This window comes from Enterococcus sp. DIV1304_2 (assembly GCF_050555445.1).
Taxonomy (GTDB): domain Bacteria; phylum Bacillota; class Bacilli; order Lactobacillales; family Enterococcaceae; genus Enterococcus_B; species Enterococcus_B pernyi.
The window spans coordinates 2755569-2774102 of record NZ_CP187851.1 but is presented as its reverse complement, the minus strand read 5'-3'; the positions used below and the strand labels follow the sequence as shown (position 1 = coordinate 2774102).

At 37.4% G+C, this 18534-nt stretch carries 17 protein-coding genes; 15 read left to right on the top strand and 2 right to left on the bottom strand.

Annotated elements, in window-relative coordinates:
- Window positions 1-68 precede the first annotated feature (68 nt).
- From IGJ14_RS12820 to IGJ14_RS12750, 15 genes are all read left to right on the top strand, one after another.
- On the top strand, window positions 69-1229 hold the full coding sequence (locus IGJ14_RS12820; RefSeq protein ID WP_019722554.1) for a hypothetical protein: 1161 nt from the start codon (window positions 69-71) through the stop codon (window positions 1227-1229).
- Window positions 1230-1294: 65 nt separating this feature from the next.
- Window positions 1295-2005, top strand: coding sequence for a hypothetical protein (locus IGJ14_RS12815; protein WP_207463664.1), 711 nt, complete (start codon window positions 1295-1297; stop codon window positions 2003-2005).
- A 121-nt stretch (window positions 2006-2126) separates the two neighbouring features.
- A complete protein-coding gene (locus IGJ14_RS12810; protein WP_430608021.1) occupies window positions 2127-2720 on the top strand; it encodes a hypothetical protein in 594 nt (197 codons plus the stop codon).
- 125 nt (window positions 2721-2845) lie between these two features.
- On the top strand, window positions 2846-3514 hold the full coding sequence (locus IGJ14_RS12805; protein ID WP_195476086.1) for a hypothetical protein: 669 nt from the start codon (window positions 2846-2848) through the stop codon (window positions 3512-3514).
- A gap of 151 nt (window positions 3515-3665) precedes the next feature.
- Window positions 3666-5315, top strand: a complete 1650-nt coding sequence (locus IGJ14_RS12800; protein WP_019723331.1) for a putative polysaccharide biosynthesis protein — start codon at window positions 3666-3668, stop codon at window positions 5313-5315.
- A 31-nt stretch (window positions 5316-5346) separates the two neighbouring features.
- Window positions 5347-6066, top strand: a complete 720-nt coding sequence (locus IGJ14_RS12795) for a pseudouridine synthase (RefSeq protein WP_019723330.1) — start codon at window positions 5347-5349, stop codon at window positions 6064-6066.
- Window positions 6067-6318: 252 nt separating this feature from the next.
- On the top strand, window positions 6319-7266 hold the full coding sequence (locus IGJ14_RS12790; protein WP_019723329.1) for an ABC transporter permease: 948 nt from the start codon (window positions 6319-6321) through the stop codon (window positions 7264-7266).
- Between the two features lie 11 nt (window positions 7267-7277).
- Entirely contained in the window at window positions 7278-8198 is a 921-nt protein-coding gene (locus tag IGJ14_RS12785) for a carbohydrate ABC transporter permease (protein WP_019723328.1), read from the top strand.
- A gap of 25 nt (window positions 8199-8223) precedes the next feature.
- Window positions 8224-9684, top strand: coding sequence for an ABC transporter substrate-binding protein (locus tag IGJ14_RS12780; protein ID WP_019723327.1), 1461 nt, complete (start codon window positions 8224-8226; stop codon window positions 9682-9684).
- Window positions 9685-9920: 236 nt separating this feature from the next.
- Window positions 9921-10535 carry a YesL family protein gene (locus IGJ14_RS12775; RefSeq protein WP_019723326.1) on the top strand — a complete coding sequence of 205 codons (615 nt, stop codon included), beginning with the start codon at window positions 9921-9923 and terminating at the stop codon, window positions 10533-10535.
- Entirely contained in the window at window positions 10528-12273 is a 1746-nt protein-coding gene (locus IGJ14_RS12770; RefSeq protein ID WP_019723325.1) for a sensor histidine kinase, read from the top strand. Before IGJ14_RS12775 ends, IGJ14_RS12770 begins: the two co-directional genes overlap by 8 nt.
- Window positions 12263-13717, top strand: a complete 1455-nt coding sequence (locus tag IGJ14_RS12765) for a response regulator transcription factor (RefSeq protein ID WP_195476084.1) — start codon at window positions 12263-12265, stop codon at window positions 13715-13717. The genes IGJ14_RS12770 and IGJ14_RS12765 overlap by 11 nt, the downstream gene beginning before the upstream one ends.
- Window positions 13718-13924: 207 nt before the next feature.
- Window positions 13925-14029, top strand: coding sequence for a putative holin-like toxin (locus tag IGJ14_RS12760; RefSeq protein WP_308726865.1), 105 nt, complete (start codon window positions 13925-13927; stop codon window positions 14027-14029).
- A gap of 378 nt (window positions 14030-14407) precedes the next feature.
- Complete coding sequence (locus IGJ14_RS12755; protein WP_317742953.1) at window positions 14408-14512, top strand: putative holin-like toxin; 105 nt, start codon at window positions 14408-14410, stop codon at window positions 14510-14512.
- A 379-nt stretch (window positions 14513-14891) separates the two neighbouring features.
- The gene (locus IGJ14_RS12750; protein WP_308726865.1) at window positions 14892-14996 is read left to right on the top strand and encodes a putative holin-like toxin; all 105 of its coding nucleotides are present in this window, start codon (window positions 14892-14894) and stop codon (window positions 14994-14996) included.
- A gap of 298 nt (window positions 14997-15294) precedes the next feature.
- On the opposite strand, the gene IGJ14_RS12745 is transcribed toward IGJ14_RS12750, so the two are convergent.
- Together IGJ14_RS12745 and IGJ14_RS12740 are read right to left on the bottom strand one after the other, a co-directional pair.
- Window positions 15295-17448, bottom strand: a complete 2154-nt coding sequence (locus IGJ14_RS12745) for a GH92 family glycosyl hydrolase (RefSeq protein ID WP_195476082.1) — start codon at window positions 17446-17448, stop codon at window positions 15295-15297.
- Window positions 17429-18496, bottom strand: a complete 1068-nt coding sequence (locus IGJ14_RS12740) for a GntR family transcriptional regulator (RefSeq protein WP_019724457.1) — start codon at window positions 18494-18496, stop codon at window positions 17429-17431. The genes IGJ14_RS12745 and IGJ14_RS12740 overlap by 20 nt, the downstream gene beginning before the upstream one ends.
- Between the last annotated feature and the right edge of the window lie 38 nt (window positions 18497-18534).

Here is an 18534-nt window from a genome sequence, read left to right as displayed (position 1 = left end):
TATAGCATATTTTTTGTTACGTATTTTCGTGAACAGACGATTTAAGTAAAAATGAAAGAAGGTAGGATATGGAAAGTGGACAGAAACAAATGATTTTATTTTTTGGATTGTCGACAACAAGAGCTGACTATTTTGAACGAATGATCGCAGGGAAACTCTACTTGAAAAATATGACAGTTGCAGAAGATGAAACTTTGCTACAGTATTCATTTGATCGCTATATCAGTTATTTACGGGATATGTTAAGGACAAAAGGATCAAAATTAACAACACCAGAACAATGGGAGAAGTTTTCCTATGAATGGCCTGAATATATCAAGCCTGAATATAGAGATTGGCCATTATGGAAAGATTATTACTATCACACACAACAAAACTATAAAAATTGGTTTGCTCGTCTTTATAAAGGAACAGTTGCTCAGCGTTATTTTTTTGTAAAAGCCTATTCTAAAAATTATCGACCAAATGAGTTTAGTGTATTGAAAATCCCTGACAACAAAGAATTAGGGAGATATATCTACAGTGAATTAGCTAAAGATCCTAACGTAGATTTAGGTGAACATCGATATGCATATGTCAAAAAAGGTAAAATGTATTCACCAGTATTCCACACTGTCAGGGGATCAAAAATTGGCATCGATATTGCAAAAACAAATCCAAATGTCACTATCTATTTTTTATTAGACGGACTTGATATGAAACGAGTATTGACTAAACCTCGAATAAAAATGCCGACTATCAACGTAACTAATCATGAACTTCGTTATATCTATCGCAATTGGTCACAGTTGGAAGGGAAAATTATTTTCTTTAACGATGGAAAAGAAGTTGATCCACCATGGCACACATTAGAGTACAAGAAGATGTGGCAAGCGTATAAACCTAAAAGTTTTCAAAATAATAATTGGTTACGAAAAAAATGGGCCATTTTTCGCCATAAAAAAGTGGGTACCCAACAGAAAGTAGTGAACAATAAATATAACGAATATAGCCACGTGCAGGGACGTTTTTTCGTTGATATCCAACAACAGCTAAAGCAAGATAAGACAAAATTCTCCGAAGATAGAGATAAGAAAAAACGTCCATTACAGGAAACAAGACAACCCGATAATCGGATGTTCGTTGAAAAAACAATCCGTAGAGTAGAAAAAATAGCGTATTGGAGAAATGAGTCAGTAGCAAGCAAGGTTAATCGGCAAAGAGAAAAAAAAGAATTTTTACGTAGTTAATGACAAATCAGGGCAACTTTACGAAAGAATCACTGATGTTAATAAAAAGAGAGAAGGTCTAAAAAATGAATCCTGAAGAGACAAGCGGATTTAAAGAGCAGTTATCAAAGAAAAATAGTCTATCTAAAGAGAAACCAGAGCAAGCTGAACGGACAAGCATTACTGCATCTCTACATGGCAAACATCATCTAGAGGATAGTTCAATGTATAGTATAGAATCTGACTCAATCTATTATAGTCTAGAAGATAGCTCAATACATAGTTCACAAGATTATTTGATAGGTAAGGGGCAAGCTAAACAAGCGACCCAGGACAGTAGGAAAGAACTTAGCAGGATGACCAAGGTATGGAGAAATCTACTGGGTGCTAAATTATTAGATAGCGTAGCTTTAAATAAGGCGAAGGAAGGGTTTGGTGGAGGCAGAATCGCGCAACATTCAGAAAAACGACCAAAAAAAACGACCAACGATGTTCCATCTGTAAGGGCACACCCTTCACGACCTAAATCAAAACGCCGAAGTATTTTGTCATACATATTTAAAAAAATCCAAAAAATAGACAGGAGGATAAAGAGGAAAGAACCTAGAACAGCTGAAGATCATTCGTTACCGAAGCCAAAAACGATTCAAAAAAATGAGAAGCAGTCCACTAAGAGATTAAATGATCTTCCAACATACTTCACACGTAAAATCCGTTCGGCAAATGAAGCTGCAAAAACGGCAAATAACTTATTTTCAAAAAAAGAAAAGGCGATGGTTGCTAAAGAACGAGGGTGAATCGTTTGATCTCAGCTTGAATGTTTTAGTAAAAAAAACGTTAAAGGACAGAAACAAACGAGGTCTGTCTAACAGTATCTGAAAACGAGTCTTAAATAAAAAAAGAAAGAAGGAATAGAAAATGATTGATGAAGAAATACGTGAATTAGGAGAAAAGTTATTTAACAAAAAGGATCTATCGAAAGAGGAGAAGCTTACAGCCTTTAAATATATAGTTTCACATTATAATATACCAGAAGATGATGTAATAGCCAGACTAGAAAACAACTTTGTACGCAAAGAAGACTCATTTAATGAGGCGATCGATCAACCTCATCGTAAACAAAGATTCAGACCCATAAAGCTAATCGGTCGAGCGATTCAGTCACTGTGGAGAAGAACATGGGGAATGATAACAGGCGGTCGACAGCCCGATGGAACCGCTTTAAATAAAAGACAGATCGGCACTACAAACAACAATGAACAACGATCAAAAGAAGAAATCAGCCGAAGCGACTCGACTACAAGTAGGACAAAACACGCTAACACATTTAATGATGTAAAGGTAGGTGATTCGTTACATAGCCCACAAAGGACCAAAAAGTCTATTTTGACTGCGAAAGAGAGCCCGATATACTTCACACGTAAAATTCGTTCGGCGAATGAAGTGGCACAGGCAGTAAATACCTCATTAACTAAAAAGGTAGATCATCCGGTTTCAAAAGAACGAAGATAAACGTTTTGTCGTAGCGTGAAAGTCTCAGTAAAACAAAACATTAAAAGGAGGGTAAGGAAAACAATTTAACTTGTTTCAATTTAAAACTTGTTATTTAAATAAAAAATGGAAGAAGGAATAGGACAATGAATCCAGAAATCACTATGAATTCGATCACCCCACATATCAATAAGTATAGGCGACAACGTGCAAAATATGATGTATATGAATTAATTAAATTAATACAAGAAGTAGAAACTAACCCTAAACTGCAAGAATTGTTAGCTAAAGAAGGAGGTCCGACTAAAGGGGAAGCAGCGTTAGACTATGTGTTAAATAAGATGGATCGTGAATCTTTAGAAAAATCCCCTTCTAGCCGTCCAGCTATCACAAAGTATCTGCGACAAGCAGGAGAAAAAAATCCATCTGTATTCGCTGATTTGATCCAACATGTAGAAACTAACCCGGAGATGCAAGCATCGTTAGCTAAAGAGGGAGAACCGACTAAAGGAGCAGCAGCGTTAGAGCATGTGTTAAATAAGATAGATCGTAAATTTGCAGAAGAACTAATTCCTAGCAAGCGTTCATCTCAAAAGACTGTACCTACAAGCAAAATGTTTCCTATAAAATCAACGAATGATGGAAAGACAAGAGACGCTATAGTTATCTCTGATCAAAATAGTCGAAAATTATATCCTAAATTCGAAACAGAAGGTTTTAATAGAAAATGTGATTATGCAAAAAAATATGCAACTGTTGTAAATAGCAACTTAGAAAAAAATGAAAAAGCGATGATTTCGAAAGAACGAAGATAGAGAACCAGATCATCCTGTGATTGAAATAAAACAGTGATTACGTAAAAACTACAACCGCTACAAAATAAAAAAAGCCGATAAAAAGATTGCTACTTTGTGGATTTACACTTAAAATATGAGTAATGTTTTGAAGAAAGTTGGAATCTGATCAATGACTAATCAAAGAAAACCAGCAGTAGAAAATTTGACAGTTCAAGAGAAAATGGCTAGAGGTTCTGCTTGGATGACTGCAAGTAATATGATCTCTCGATTACTGGGCGCAGTCTATATTATTCCTTGGTATGCTTGGATGGGCGAAAATGCAAAGGCTGCCAATGGATTATTCAATATGGGGTACAATATTTATGCGTTATTCTTAATGATTTCAACTGCGGGGATTCCAGCTGCCATTGCGAAACAAACCGCACGTTACAATTCATTGAATGAATACGGGACGTCTCACCGGTTGTTTCTACGAGCAATGCAAATGATGGCTGTTTTGGGGGTGTTTTTTGCAGGATTTATGTATTTTGCTTCGCCTTGGTTAGCTCGTGCCTCTGGTGGTGGGGAAGAATTGATTCCAATCATGCGCTCATTAAGTGCAGCACTATTAGTATTTCCTTGTATGAGTGTTATTCGAGGATACTTCCAAGGGAATCAGGAAATGATGCCTTATGCACTTTCGCAAATCGTTGAGCAGATTGCGCGCGTATTTTATCTGTTGCTTTCTACATTCATCATCATGAAAGTCCTGTCAGGGGACTACGTAACTGCGGTGACCCAATCGACTTTTGCAGCATTTATTGGGATGATCGTCAGCTTGGCTGTCTTATTATATTTTTTGAAGAAACATCAAGCGTATACAGCAGCTCGTGTGCAGTACAGTGAGAACCAAGTGACCATTGCCACGAAAGAATTATTGTTGGATACGATCAAAGAAGCGATTCCTTTTATCATCGTAGGATCAGGGATCACGATTTTTAAATTAGTCGATCAATTTACATTTATTAAAATCATGTCGGATACCACTGAGTATTCCAATGCCCAATTATTGGATCTTTTTTCAATTTTCAGTGCGAATCCTGACAAGTTGACAATGGTCGTCATTGCTTTAGCGACGTCGATTGCTGCGACAGGCTTACCTTTGATCACGGAAGCGGTAACGATCAAGGATCGTCGTGGACTAGCAAAATTAACAAGCAGTAATTTACAGTTGTTTTCCTTTATTATGTTTCCTGCAACGTGTGGTGTGATGCTCTTGGCATACCCTTTGAATACTTTATTTTATACACCAGATCAACTAGGAAGCCAAGTGTTGATCCAAGCAAGTTTTGTCGGTCTTTTTCTAGGACTTTATATGCTTGTATCGAATATGCTCCAAGGGATGTTTGAAAATAAAGCGGCGATCCAATACTTACTGGTTGGGTTTCTCGTAAAATTAGTCTTACAGTATCCAGCAATCCGTATCTTTGAAGTATATGGACCGTTACTCGCAACGATGATTGGTTTTATTGTTTCTTGTTCACTGATACTAAAGAAAATCCATCAGGTGGCTCGATTCAATCGGAAATTTGTATGGCGTCGCACCTTGTTGATTTTTATTCTCACTCTGTTGATGCTTTTTGCAGCTGGACTGACGAAAATGGTTTTCGGGATGTTTTTGAACCAAGACAGTAAGTTCCAATCACTAATATTAATTGTTTTAGTTGCCGGAGTAGGTGGTTTAGTTTATACGTATCTGGCACTGAAGCTTCGTCTCGCAGATAAGTTATTAGGACGTCAAGGAATGATTCGTTTACGCCGACGGTTGCGTATCAAATAAGACAGGCATTGCTTGAAAAGGGGACAATCACATGCGTTTAGATAAATTTTTAGCTGACATCGGTCTTGGCAGCCGCAAAGAAGTCAAAGGGCTGATCAAAAAAGGCTTGATCACAGTCAATGGAAACTGTATTAAAAGTGATAAATATCAAGTGAAAGAAACCGAAGACACGGTGATGTATCTGGATGAATCCTTACATTATCAAAAATATTTTTATTATATCTTGAATAAACCAGCTGGCGTAGTTTCAGCAACTCAAGATAATCATGATCAAACCGTCATCGACTTACTTTCTGATGAAGATTTTCGGGAAGATCTATTTCCAGTCGGTCGGTTAGATAAAGATACAGAAGGATTGTTGATCCTGACCAATGATGGACAGTTTTCACATCAATTACTCTCTCCTAAAAAACACGTAGAAAAAGAATACTTGGCAGAGGTCAAAGGTGTGATGACGAAAGCAGATGTGTCAGCATTTGCAGCTGGACTACTCATTGATGGAGATGAACAGACACTGCCTGCAAAACTGTTCATTGACTCAGTCGATGAAGAAACAAACACTTCTCGTATCCGCTTGATCTTACATGAAGGGAAATTCCATCAAGTCAAACGGATGGTAAAAGCCGTTGGCAAAGAAGTCACTTACTTGAAACGGATACGTATGGGGAATTTTCTTCTGCCAGAAGATTTAGCTTTAGGAGAGTATCGCCAAATGACACCAGATGAATTGGCACAAGTAAGAAGTAAATAGAGCCTAAAAACACAGCTTATAGGATTGGGGTATACTACTCAATCCTATAAGTTTTTTGTTTATTTATTGAAATCATGATAGATGGCAACCTAAAACAGCTATTTTTCGTTTTTCTGTCTCACACCTCAGATCAAAATGATTCTTTTACAATCTTCTCTATAATTTGTTTCATTTTCTCTATGATTTGTTCATTTATTATATCTTTTGAAAGCGCTATAATGACAGTGCGAATGAGGTGAAAGGAGTTTTTATATGAGAAAAAGGAAGGGGTTAAAAGGTTTTTTTGGGAATTTATGGCGCTATAAGGCGCTTGTTTTAATGGCAATCCCTGGGATGATCTGGATGATTTTTTTCTTTTACATCCCGGTATTAGCGAATGTCGTTGCGTTTAAAAATTTCCATATTTCTGCGGATGGTTTTCTTGCCAGTTTAAGGGAGAGCCCATGGGTTGGATTGGAGAATTTCAAGTTTTTATTTTCTTCTGATCAAGCGTTTCTGATTACCAAAAATACGATTTTATATAATGTGACATTTATTTTACTGAATCTTTTGATATCTGTCGTGTTTGCAATCATTATGAGTGAATTGCGAAATAAACGATTGGTAAAAGTATACCAGACCATGTCATTGCTTCCCTATTTCCTTTCTTGGGTCATCATTAGTTACTTTGTCTATGCGTTTTTAAGTCCAGATAAAGGGATCTTTAATCAATGGCTGGCAGCAAGTGGGAGAGAAACAATCAATTGGTATAATGATCCTAAATATTGGCCATTTATTCTAGTCTTTATTGGAACATGGAAAGGGATCGGCTATAACAGTATCATTTATTTTGCCTCAGTTATGGGAATCGATCCGACATATTACGAGGCAGCGATGGTGGATGGCGCAAGCAAGTGGCAACAAATCAAACATGTGACGATTCCACAATTGGTCCCTCTGATGACGATCTTGACGATATTAGCAGTTGGAAATATTTTCCGAGCGGACTTTGGTTTGTTCTATAATATTCCAAAAAATTCCGGAGCGCTTTATGAAGTGACACAAGTTTTAGATACTTATATCTATAATGGGCTGACATCCACTGGCGACTTTGGTATGACGGCCGCAGCTGGGCTTTATCAATCAGTCGTCGGCTTTGTTTTATTAATGATCACCAATACGATTGCTCGTCGTTTTGACAGCGAATCGGCATTGTTCTAAGGAGGAGAAAAATGAATAAAAAGAAAGTTCAACGAGTAGAGATTCGCTCGTTTAGTCAAACCACCAACTTTTTCTCCAATATTTTGATTGCACTTTTTGCTTTTTCTTGTGTATTACCATTTATTTTTGTCATTGCGATCTCTTTTACAGATGAATCCATTTTGTCCACGCAAGGGTATAGTTTCTGGCCTAAAACACTTAGTACATTTGGATATACTTTTTTGTTTGACCAGATGCAAAACAAAATTTTTCAGGCTCTTTTCGTCACTGTTCTTGTGACAGTAGTAGGAACGTTGATCAATAGTACAGCAACTTCTTTATATGCTTATGCTATTTCTCGATCCAACTTTCCATTTCGTCGTTTCTTTACAGTCTTTTGTTTGATCACGATGTTGTTCTCACCAGGGATGGTTGCGAACTACTTAGTGATGACGAATTTATTACAACTGAAAGATACGATTTGGGCATTGATTTTACCGATGGCGGTCAGTCCGTTCAATATTATCGTGATGCGAACATTCTTTAAACGTTCGGTGTCTGATTCGATCATTGAATCTGCTAGGATAGATGGGGCGAGTGAACTTCGGATTTTTGTACAAATCGTCTTACCTTTAGCGATTCCAGGAATTGCGACAATCAGTTTATTTGCAGCTTTAGGTTATTGGAATGACTGGTTCAATGCGTTACTGTATATTCAAAACGATAATCTCGTTCCATTGCAATATTTATTGATGAAGATTCAAAGTAATATCCAATATCTTACTCAAAATGCTGGAGCAGGTAGTCAGTTAGCCGGCGGTCTTGCTTCTGTTCCTGGAGAGTCTGCTCGTATGGCAATCGTTGTTATCTCAACATTACCGATTGCGATCAGCTATCCATTTTTCCAAAAACATTTTGTTAAAGGGTTAACGATTGGCGGCGTCAAAGAATAAAGCACTAAAATAGGAGGGAAAAGATATGAAGTTATGGAAAAAATTAGCTTTTACAGGATTCTCAGCACTAACAGCAATCAGTTTAGCAGCTTGTGGGGGCGGTTCAGGTGACAAGGACGATGCAGCAGCCAGTGATACGACGACATTACAAATGTACCAGATCGGTGACAAACCAGATAACCTTGACCAGCTGCTGGAAGTCGCGAATAAACGTATTGAAGAAAAAATTGGTGTAAAAGTCAATATCAATTACATTGGTTGGGGTGACTATGAGAAGAAGATGAACGTTATCATCTCATCTGGTGAAAATTACGATATTGCTTTTGCCAACAACTACGTATCAAATGCACAAAAAGGCGCATTTGCAGATTTGACTGAATTAGCTCCTGAGTATGGAAAAGAAGCGTATGATTCTTTGGATGAAGCATATATCAAAGGCAATCTGGTCAATGGGAAATTATATGCCTTCCCTGTAAACGGCAATGTCTTTGCGCAACAAGTGTTGACTTTCAATAAGCCATTATTAGACAAATACAATTTATCGATTGATGGTATTGAAACGTATGCAGATGCAGAAAAAGTTTTACAAGAATTCCATAAAAAAGAACCGAATACAGCGGCTTTTGCCATTGGCCAAGGATTTAAAGTACAAGGGGATTTTGATTATCCATTAGGAAATACTTTGCCATTTGCGGTTGATTTGAATGGCGACAAAACAAAAATCATTAATCAATATGACAATGAAAATTACATCGAACTGTTACGGACGATGCATAGTTGGTATGATCAAGGATTGATCCCTAGTGATGCAGCGACTAGCAACAAAGATTATCCGTTAGAAGGTAATACATGGTTGATGCGTGGAGAAACACAAGGACCATACGATTACGGCGATACGATTTTAACAAATGCTGCAAATCAAGAATTAGTATCGAAACCAATTACTGTTCCTTTGAAATCAACAGGACAAGCGCAAATGGCAAATTTTGTTGTCTCTAATACATCAAAAAACAAAGAGAAATCAGTAGAGTTCTTAGCGTTATTGAATAGCGATCCTGAATTGCTTAACGGCTTGGTTTGGGGAATCGAAGGAGAGGCATGGGAAAAAGTTGGCGATGACAAAGTAAAATTATTAGACGGCTACCAGCCAAAAACACACATGTCTGCTTGGAATACTGGAAACAATAAGATTCTTTATACACAAGATACGATTACCGATGAAATGATCGCTAAAAGAGATCAATCGATTGCAGAAGCTGAAACTTCTCCAATCTTAGGCTTCAGCTTTAATACAGACAGCGTAAAAACTGAATTGAGTAATATCTCAAATGTCATGAATCAATACCTTGATGGATTGAACACTGGAACTGTCGATCCAGATGAAACCTTACCAAAACTAATGGACGCCTTAGATAAAGCTGGATACGACAAAGTACTGACAGAAATGCAAAAACAATATGATACATTCCGACAAGAAAACAACTAATCAAAGCTAAGGTTGTGACGGAAGTGTCTAGCTCCGATAAATAAGGCGGAATCCACGGAAATTGCTCTTGAATTTTTGTGGATTTCGTCTTATTTCCGAAGGAGTTACTTCTAGCTGATGACCGAAGATGTGCTTCTTGAACACCATTTATTTGGTTTTAGATATTCCAATATGCTCAAGGTTACAGTATGTTTTTGTATAATAGGATATGATGAAGAATAAAGGGGGAAAGTCCTGTGTTAGGTAGAGCATTGGAAACAGTATTCATACGCGTATGGGTCATCATGAAATTGACATTGTATTTTTGGGGCTTAGCTGTGTGTGGCGGCGTCGTTTTAGGAATCGGGCCAGCTTGGAAAGTTGTCAATGAACAGTTTTATCTCCATGGTTTCGAATATAAAGACATCACGATCAGCGAAAGTTGGCAGATGTTCAAACAGTCTTTCGTGCGAGGAAATCAATTGTTTGGTCTTTTTTCGGCTTGTCTTTTTTTGCTTAGTTATAACTTGTATTTATCTGTACAGATTCAAGGGATTCTTTTCTTAGTAATTGATTTTATTATACTGTTTAGCATGTTGTACGCTTATGCGACGTATCAATATAGTATGATCTTAGATAGTGGCTATCAAATGACTTTTAGAAATCTGCTGAAGTTGAGTTTGATTTCCAGTTTCGCAAGTTTTTCAACTTTCTTAAAAATCATCCTTGGCAGTGGTCTGATTCTTTGGGTGACGTGGAATTATAAAGGGTTGATTTTATTTGGTTTGCTTGGGTTACTTACAGTTTGGAACGGAACGATCACCAAACAATGGCGGGAAAATCTGGACGTGCAGTTGGAAACATATGAATAGGTTAGATTTCATCTTTTCAAAAGGAACGTTGTTAAACCGTTTATTGCGTAAATATGCGATCATGATGATTGCTTTGACGATGATTGCAACGATCATCATCAGCGTGCATACATTCATCCAAAGACAAATCCAGGCACAACAAGTAGTGAATGAAGCAGTTCAAAGTACGTTGCGAACGCTTAGTGATAAAACAACGTTAAGTAAAGTGATCAAAGATCAATTTGTAGGGGATTCAGATAAAATCGAGAATACCACCACTTATTTAACGAAACCGATCGATCAATATTTGATGTATGCGTACGACCGACAACGACAATCTGCTGATTTTCTTTCATTCCCTAACGTAGTTCGTGATATGTATGTCAATTATGAAGAGGTAAGTAGTGTGTACCTTGTGTTCAACCAATTACCAGAATATTTTGAGTCCACTAGAGAGAACAAAGGCGGGATAGTCAAGCAGGGAACGCCACAATTAAAACAGGCTTTTTATATCAAAATGACGATTACACAAGGTGGCGCAGAAATTGGCAGTATGTTTGTAGGGTTTGATAAAGATGAACTTGATGCAGCGCTGACGAATTTAAATACGTTTAATGGATTATCTCTTTACATGATTTCCGGAACGAGTAATCGGTTGTATACATTTCATGATCGAGCACTGGGCAAAGAACGAATCTTTAAGCAGGAAAAGTTGATCAATCAGACCCTACAAGCGGATTCTACATTACCAGTGGAGAAATTAGAAAAATCGAATTTTATCCAATCGCAAGAGGTGTCCGACGATTATCGTATTTTAGCCACATTAGATAAGCGTACGGTTCGCCAAGTAACAGAAAAAAGCTTAGCACCGTTAATTATTGGCGTCATTTTATTGGATGGTTTATTGCTTTTATTTTTATACAAGACGTTCAAACGTTACTCTCAACAAATCGATCGTGTCATGGAAGCCATGGATGAAGTGGCTAGAGGGAATTTAGATACTCGTGTGGATACTAGTATCACTGAATACGAGCTAAAAGACCTATCAGTCGGAATCAATGAGATGCTAGGCAGTATCAATCAATATGTGGAAGATATCTACAAACTAGAAATCAAACAACAAGATGCGCACATGCGCGCATTACAAGCACAAATCAATCCGCATTTTCTATACAATACTTTAGAATATATTCGAATGTATGCCATCAGTGAAGGTAGTGAAGAACTAGCAGATGTTGTCTATGCTTTCTCTGCATTATTACGTAATAACACCAATCAGGAAAAGACGATTCATTTAAAAGAAGAATTGGATTTTTGTGAGAAGTATGTGTACCTCTATCAAATGCGTTATCCTAGCCGAATCGCCTATCATTTCACGATCGAATCATCATTGGAAGAGATTGAAGTACCGAAATTTATCATCCAACCATTAGTAGAAAATTATTTTAAACATGGCATTGATTTCACTCGTTTTGATAACGCATTGAGTGTAAAAGTATTTGAAGAAAATGGACTTGTTCATCTTTTGATTCGTGATAATGGCAAAGGAATCACAGAAGAGCGATTAGCTGAAATCAGCGCACAGTTGGCGCAAAGCAAAGTAGAACTCAGTGGATCGATCGGCTTACAAAATGTCAATGAACGGTTGCGTGCTAGTTTTGGACCGAGTTATCAGATGACCCTAGCTAGAAATGCAACTGGTGGATTAACGATCCATATTACTTTTAAAATAAAAAGGGGAGCTGCTGATGTCTTATAACGTACTATTAGTTGATGATGAATATATGATCTTAGCTGGCTTACAAAAAATCATCGATTGGCAAAATTTAGGATTTAACGTTGTTGCTACTGCAGAAAATGCTATGCAGGGACTATCGATTTTAGAGACGCAGCCAATTGATCTAGTTGTCACAGATGTAACGATGCCTGAGATGAATGGATTAGAATTTATTGAAGCTGCTCAAAAAGAACATCTTTTTGAATTTATGATCTTATCGGGCTATCAAGAATTTGATTATCTAAAAAGCGGGATGCAGTTAGGCGCTGTTAATTATTTGATGAAACCAGTCAATAAAGCAGAACTGATTACTAGTCTTGAAACCGTCAAGAAACGCTTGGATCATCGAAGACAACAAAAAAATCAACAAGAAGTGTACCAAGAAATTCTATTTAGCCAATGGTTGAATGATGAATTGGATGAACCTAGTGAAGAAGAACTTTTAGAAAAACTAGGCAAGCGTCAGCGACGTGTCTTACTTGCACAAGTACCTAGGCAGGCTGAAACGACAATCAGTCAGTGGCTGACAAAAAGAAAAGAACCTTTTTATTACCAACGAAATTATGGAGAACTTGTTTTATTTGTTTTGTTGCTTCAGGAGGAGGCAGTAGAACTGTTTAGCCATTTTATTGAACAGTCGCTGATGTGTGAGAATTGGCTGATCAGTATTGGAGATGAATCTTGTGATCCGGAAACGATACCGCAAAGCTTCCAGCATGCTAAAGATAATTTACAATTACATCAATTCTATGGGGAACAAAATCAACGTATTTTCTATGCCGAACAAGCAGAAATTAAACAATCAATTGATTTTGTATCATTTAGTCGTGTGTTGAAAAGTGGTCAGTTAGCGCTCGCACAACAAATGATCTCTGACTTTTTCGAACAATTCCAACAGGCGGTCATGTCGCCTGAAGATATCCGTCATTTCAGTTTTTTATTATTTATGGATATCTATCGTGAGCTGATCCGTTTAGAAGATGATGAATACTTAACAGGCATCCAAAAAATCAATCAAGCAAAATCTGTCCAAGAGTTGCATCAACTCCTACTATCTTTATTGGAAAATCAGCATAATCAAAAATATAGTCAAAATGTCGAAAAAGTTCTTCAAATCTTACATGAGAGATATAAAGAACCGTTAACCTTGAGAGAAGTCGCAGAACATTTGCATCTGAATGTCATGTATCTAGGACAACTGTTTAAAAAAGAAACTAAAAAAAGCTTCTCTGCGTACTTGAATCACTTAAGAATGGAACAAGCAAAATGGTTGCTGATCCATAGTAATCAAAATATCAATGAGATCTCTAATGAAATCGGCTATAATAATACGACCTATTTTTCAAAATTATTCAAAAAAATCGTCGGACAGTCGCCTTCAGAATACCGAGAAAATCAAAGTCAAACAGAAGGAAGTTTCATCTGAATAAAAAACAGAGATCGTGAGATTTGATATCTCGTTATCTCTGTTTTTATATGATTGAATAAGTAAAAATAATCATATAAAAAAACAAAAAATATAAAATGCGTGATGGGTTCTATGTTAAAATGGACGATGTAGATTGTTTATGATGGTAGCTACTCAGGGGGTGATGCGTATGAGCATTTTCCTACTTCAACGAAGGGAGTAGCCATTTTGTCTGTTGCGGAAGCACTGGCATTGATGATCCAGTTTGGATCATTGATGCTTGCGCTTGTTGGCATTATGCTGACAATCAGCAAAAACGATAAAAAATAAACCCGTCATAAACTTTTAGCAGAAGTTGACGGGTTTACTACGTAAAATTTTGCTACCACAAAACGGCTACATTGGAGCGATGTTCACGCATCGCTTCTTTTCTTTAGTATAGCATCTCAACTAGGTATCTGTAAATAAAGAGTCATGAATAAAAAATCATTTGAGTGAAAAATAAAAAAACAGAGGATATGCGAACGTAGTTCTCTTATATTCTTTTTTTATATGATTGAATAAGTAAAAACAATCATATAAAAAAACAAAAAATAAAAATATGTGAAAGGCAATATGGTAAAATAAACCATGTAGATTGTTTATGATGGTAGCTACTCAGGGGGTGATGCGTATGAGCATTTTCCTACTTCAAAGAAGGGAGTAGCCATTTTGTCTGTTGCGGAAGCACTGGCATTGATGATCCAGTTCGGATCATTGATGCTTGCGCTTGTTGGCATTATGCTGACAATCAGCAAAAAAGATAAAAAATAACCCCGTCATAAACCTTAGCGAGATTTAACGGGGAATTTCCAAATAATTTTGCTACCGTCATGCGGCTACATTGAAGTGATGTTGACGCATCACTTCTTTTTTTTAGTATAGCATCTTAACGAGTCATCTGTAAATAATGAGTCATGAATAAAAAATCATTTGAGAAAGAAAATAAAAAAACAGAGGGTATGCGAACGTAGTTCTCTTATGTTCTTTTTTTATATGATTGAATAAGTAAAAACAATCATATAAAAAAACAAAAAACATAAAATACGTGATGGGTTCTATGTTAAAATGGACGATGTAGATTGTTTATGATGGTAGCTACTCAGGGGGTGATGCCTATGAGCATTTTCCTACTTCAACGAAGGGAGTAGCCATTTTGTCTGTTGCGGAAGCACTGGCATTGATGATCCAGTTCGGATCATTGATGCTTGCGCTTGTTGGCATTATGCTGACAATCAGCAAAAACGATAAAAAATAAACCCGTCATAAACTTTTAGCGAAGTTGACGGGTTTATTTTAGCTCAAAACATGCTACCACAAAACGGCTACATTGGAGCGATGTTAGCGCATCGCTTCTTTTCTTTAGTATAGCATCTCAACGAGTCATCTGTAAACAACGAGTCATGAGTAAAATCAATCATTCAATAAAGTCCTAATGGAGTCGCACATTCTCTAAAATTAGTGCTGAAGCGGATGGCAAATGGAATTAACTAAAGAGTAAGCACTGGGGTAGAAGCTTCCTTAACCATGCTTCTTTTCTAGCTGAACCACTGATATTATTCTTGGCGACTTAAAGAATAAGGCAAACTATCCTCTGAATAAGTTTTAGTATGAGGAACAATACCTAAATGGTAGTTGATCGTGCCACCGTTTAGTAAATCTTTATGAGTAAAATATAGCTTTTCATAAGTGTAGCCATCTCGACTTACATGGTGAATAAACTGTTGTTGGGGCTGATTAGGCGTAGCATGGATAGTCAATTGATTGCCGTTTGAAAGTGTTAAGATCACTTGATCAAACAGTGGGATACCAATGACATACTCACCGGTTCCAGGTGTAACCGGATAAAAACCTAAACTGTTAAAGATATACCAAGCAGCCATACTACCATTGTCCTCATCACCAGGATAGCCAGTGGATGATGCATCGAAAAGTTGCGTAAGTAATTGTTTGATCAAAGGTTGTGCCATTTCGGGTTTCCCAAGGTAATGGAAAAGATAAGGGTAGTGAAAACTTGGTTGATTGGATATAGCTAATTGCCCAAATTCAATCGCAGCCATTTCGCTCATCTCATGGATCTCAAAACTATAACCACCGACTTCAAACTTAGGCGGTTGATTACATAATTCAACTAATTTGTTCTCAAAAGCTTGTTTTCCACCATGCGCTTCGATCAGTCCTGCAAAGTCATGGAAAACAGCAAAACTACTTTGCCATGCGCTTCCTTCTGCATAATCTGTGCCCCAAGAAGTAGGGGAGAAATCAGGACGGAATTGTCCAGACAGGTCTTTTGAACGCATAAAACCAGTTTCTGTATCAAAAACATTGCGATAGTTCATGGATTGTTGCTGATAGTGACGAGTTGTTTCAACATCAGCTAGTGTTTGAGCAACTTGACTGATACAAAAATCACTGTAGGCATAATCAAGTGTGTGATTGATCGATTCATGGTAATGGTTTGGCACGTAGCCATACTTTAAATAATCGATTGTCCCTTGGCGACCATAATTTTGTTGATCACTTTGAACTGTCGCTCCTTTTTTCATGGCTTCTAAAAATTCCGGCATATTCTGACTGCCGATACCTTTGATGGCAGCATCAGCGATCACTGCATCGATCAATGTTCCAGGCATGAGACCTCGTTCATCTGGAGAAAGCCATTTAGGTAAGAAGCCAGTTTCTCGATAACTGTTTAAAAAACCTTCCAACATCTCTTCATATTTTTCGACCGCAATCAATGAAAAGAGTGGGTAAACCGTTTTGTACGTATCCCAAAACCCATTATTTGTATAAAGAATCCCATTTTTTACTGTACAACTAGTGGTATCATAATGGATTTTTTTTCCTTCTGGATCAATTTCGTAAAAGGTTTGTGGGAATAGGAATGTCCGATATAAATTGTGATAGAACGTTTGCGTTTGTTTTTGATCATGATGGTTGATTTTGATTCGATCAAAGTAGTTTTGCCATTGCTCCCGACTGTCTAAAAGATAGTCTTTTTCTTGTTTTTCTTGCTCTTGTTTCAAATTGTGGTGAGCTTGCTCATTACTGATGAATGACGTCCCTAGCCGAATCGTCTGTTGCTTGATATGACCAAAATTAAGAGTTACAGTGTCTGCTTTTTCGCTAGAATACTCGAGTTCACTAGTTGTCAGAGGCTGTTCGAAGCCCAAAACAAAATAAAAAGTGAAATTCGGATCTTCTGCGCCCGCAAAATGAGTGACTTGGCCTTCTAGTGTGTAGGCATCTTTTGCAGTAAGACGGAAACGGCCAGGAAATGCTAGTAATAAACCGCTATCATTTTGTTGGTAAGTGATGGAAAGGATGCCGCCATACATACTAGGGATCAATGTCGATTGAATACCGTAACGCAATTGGTCAATGGAAAGGTGGGTGGGACAAAAAGTACATTCTTCTGGGCGATACGAACTTTGGGCATGGAACACCGTGGGTTCTTGTAATACTCCACTGAACGGAGTCATCAAAAAGTGGCTGAAATCCCCCATCCAAGGACTAGGTTGATGAGTCAAACGATAGCCTTGGAAAATCCGGTCATCGGGGTGAAACCACCAACTACCTCTTTGTTCATTTGTCTGTGGGGCAAAATAGTTCATACCAAAAGGAACGCCTGTATAAGGCAGGCAATTCCCATTAGAAAAGTTGGCTTGATTCGCAGTGCCATGACGTGTATCAATTTGTTGAATGTCCATGTGTATACTCCTTTGTCGATAGTCGTTGGATCAAAGTAACAGGATGTTTGATGTCAGCCGGTTTTTCTTTTGTTTGTAACCACTGGATCATCGCTTTGCCCGCCAATTCGCCTAATTGGAGAAAATCTTGGGCAATCGTTGTTAAAGGCGGATCAACCAAAGCAGCAGCTTGGATATCATCGAACCCAATGACGGAAAAATCATTGGGAATGGTGTAACCCAATTGTTTTAACGTAGTCATTGCTTGAATTGCAACTAAGTCATTCTCGCAAACAAATGCTGTAACGTTATGTGTATGAATATAGTTAGCTAATTCATTAGTGGTCGCCATTGGATCATTTAATGCAGTATGGAACGATAATTCTGCTTTATTCAGTGCTTCAAGATAACCGAGATAGCGTTGTCTCACGGATTGTGGATGGGATAAATCACCAAAAAGATAAGCGATTTTTTTGTGACCTTGTTCAATCAGTTGATTGGTTGCTAAAGAACCACCTTGAAAGTTATCCGATAAGACAGTTGGAAAAGGTAACTCATATATTTTTTTATCTAGCATGAGTACTGGAAAGTCTTTTAAGGAAAGCTCAAAAAGCAAGTCAAGATGTTGATCTGTTTCAAAAGCATAATAAATCAAGCCATCAAATTCTTGCATCAAATCATTGGCTGTCTTTGTTTCTAAAAAATCTAAAGTCGTCATCATGACCTCGAATTGATGTTCTTGCATGATTGGATTCAAGCCCTGAGTAAAGTCACCCACGGATAAATCAGACAAGTAAGGCAAAAGAAATAAGATTCTTTTATGAGTAGAGAGACTACGTGAAGGAACACCTTTTTTGGGAGCTTTAACAAAACTTCCTTTTCCGCGTACACGATAAATCAATCCTAGTTGTTCTAATTCTGTCAATGCCCGTTTGGACGTGATCCGACTAACATTGTATTGTTGGGATAGTTCTTTTTCAGTGGGAACTTGACTGTCGACAGGTAAAGTTCCATCATGTATTGCTTTTTCTAGCGCTAAAAATATTGTTTTATATAATGGTTGATCCATAATTACACCTCTTAATGATATATCATAATTAAATCATA

Bases quoted from the DNA above. Each gene is read 5' to 3' on its own strand.
- IGJ14_RS12770 (WP_019723325.1), top strand. From the start codon at position 10,528: ATGAATAGGTTAGATTTCATCTTTTCAAAAGGAACGTTGTTAAACCGT.
- IGJ14_RS12745 (WP_195476082.1), bottom strand. From the start codon at position 17,448: ATGGACATTCAACAAATTGATACACGTCATGGCACTGCGAATCAAGCC.
- IGJ14_RS12785 (WP_019723328.1), top strand. From the start codon at position 7,278: ATGAATAAAAAGAAAGTTCAACGAGTAGAGATTCGCTCGTTTAGTCAA.
- IGJ14_RS12810 (WP_430608021.1), top strand. From the start codon at position 2,127: ATGATTGATGAAGAAATACGTGAATTAGGAGAAAAGTTATTTAACAAA.
- IGJ14_RS12795 (WP_019723330.1), top strand. From the start codon at position 5,347: ATGCGTTTAGATAAATTTTTAGCTGACATCGGTCTTGGCAGCCGCAAA.
- IGJ14_RS12820 (WP_019722554.1), top strand. From the start codon at position 69: ATGGAAAGTGGACAGAAACAAATGATTTTATTTTTTGGATTGTCGACA.
- IGJ14_RS12790 (WP_019723329.1), top strand. From the start codon at position 6,319: ATGAGAAAAAGGAAGGGGTTAAAAGGTTTTTTTGGGAATTTATGGCGC.
- IGJ14_RS12805 (WP_195476086.1), top strand. From the start codon at position 2,846: ATGAATCCAGAAATCACTATGAATTCGATCACCCCACATATCAATAAG.
- IGJ14_RS12815 (WP_207463664.1), top strand. From the start codon at position 1,295: ATGAATCCTGAAGAGACAAGCGGATTTAAAGAGCAGTTATCAAAGAAA.
- IGJ14_RS12780 (WP_019723327.1), top strand. From the start codon at position 8,224: ATGAAGTTATGGAAAAAATTAGCTTTTACAGGATTCTCAGCACTAACA.
- IGJ14_RS12800 (WP_019723331.1), top strand. From the start codon at position 3,666: ATGACTAATCAAAGAAAACCAGCAGTAGAAAATTTGACAGTTCAAGAG.
- IGJ14_RS12765 (WP_195476084.1), top strand. From the start codon at position 12,263: ATGTCTTATAACGTACTATTAGTTGATGATGAATATATGATCTTAGCT.
- IGJ14_RS12740 (WP_019724457.1), bottom strand. From the start codon at position 18,496: ATGGATCAACCATTATATAAAACAATATTTTTAGCGCTAGAAAAAGCA.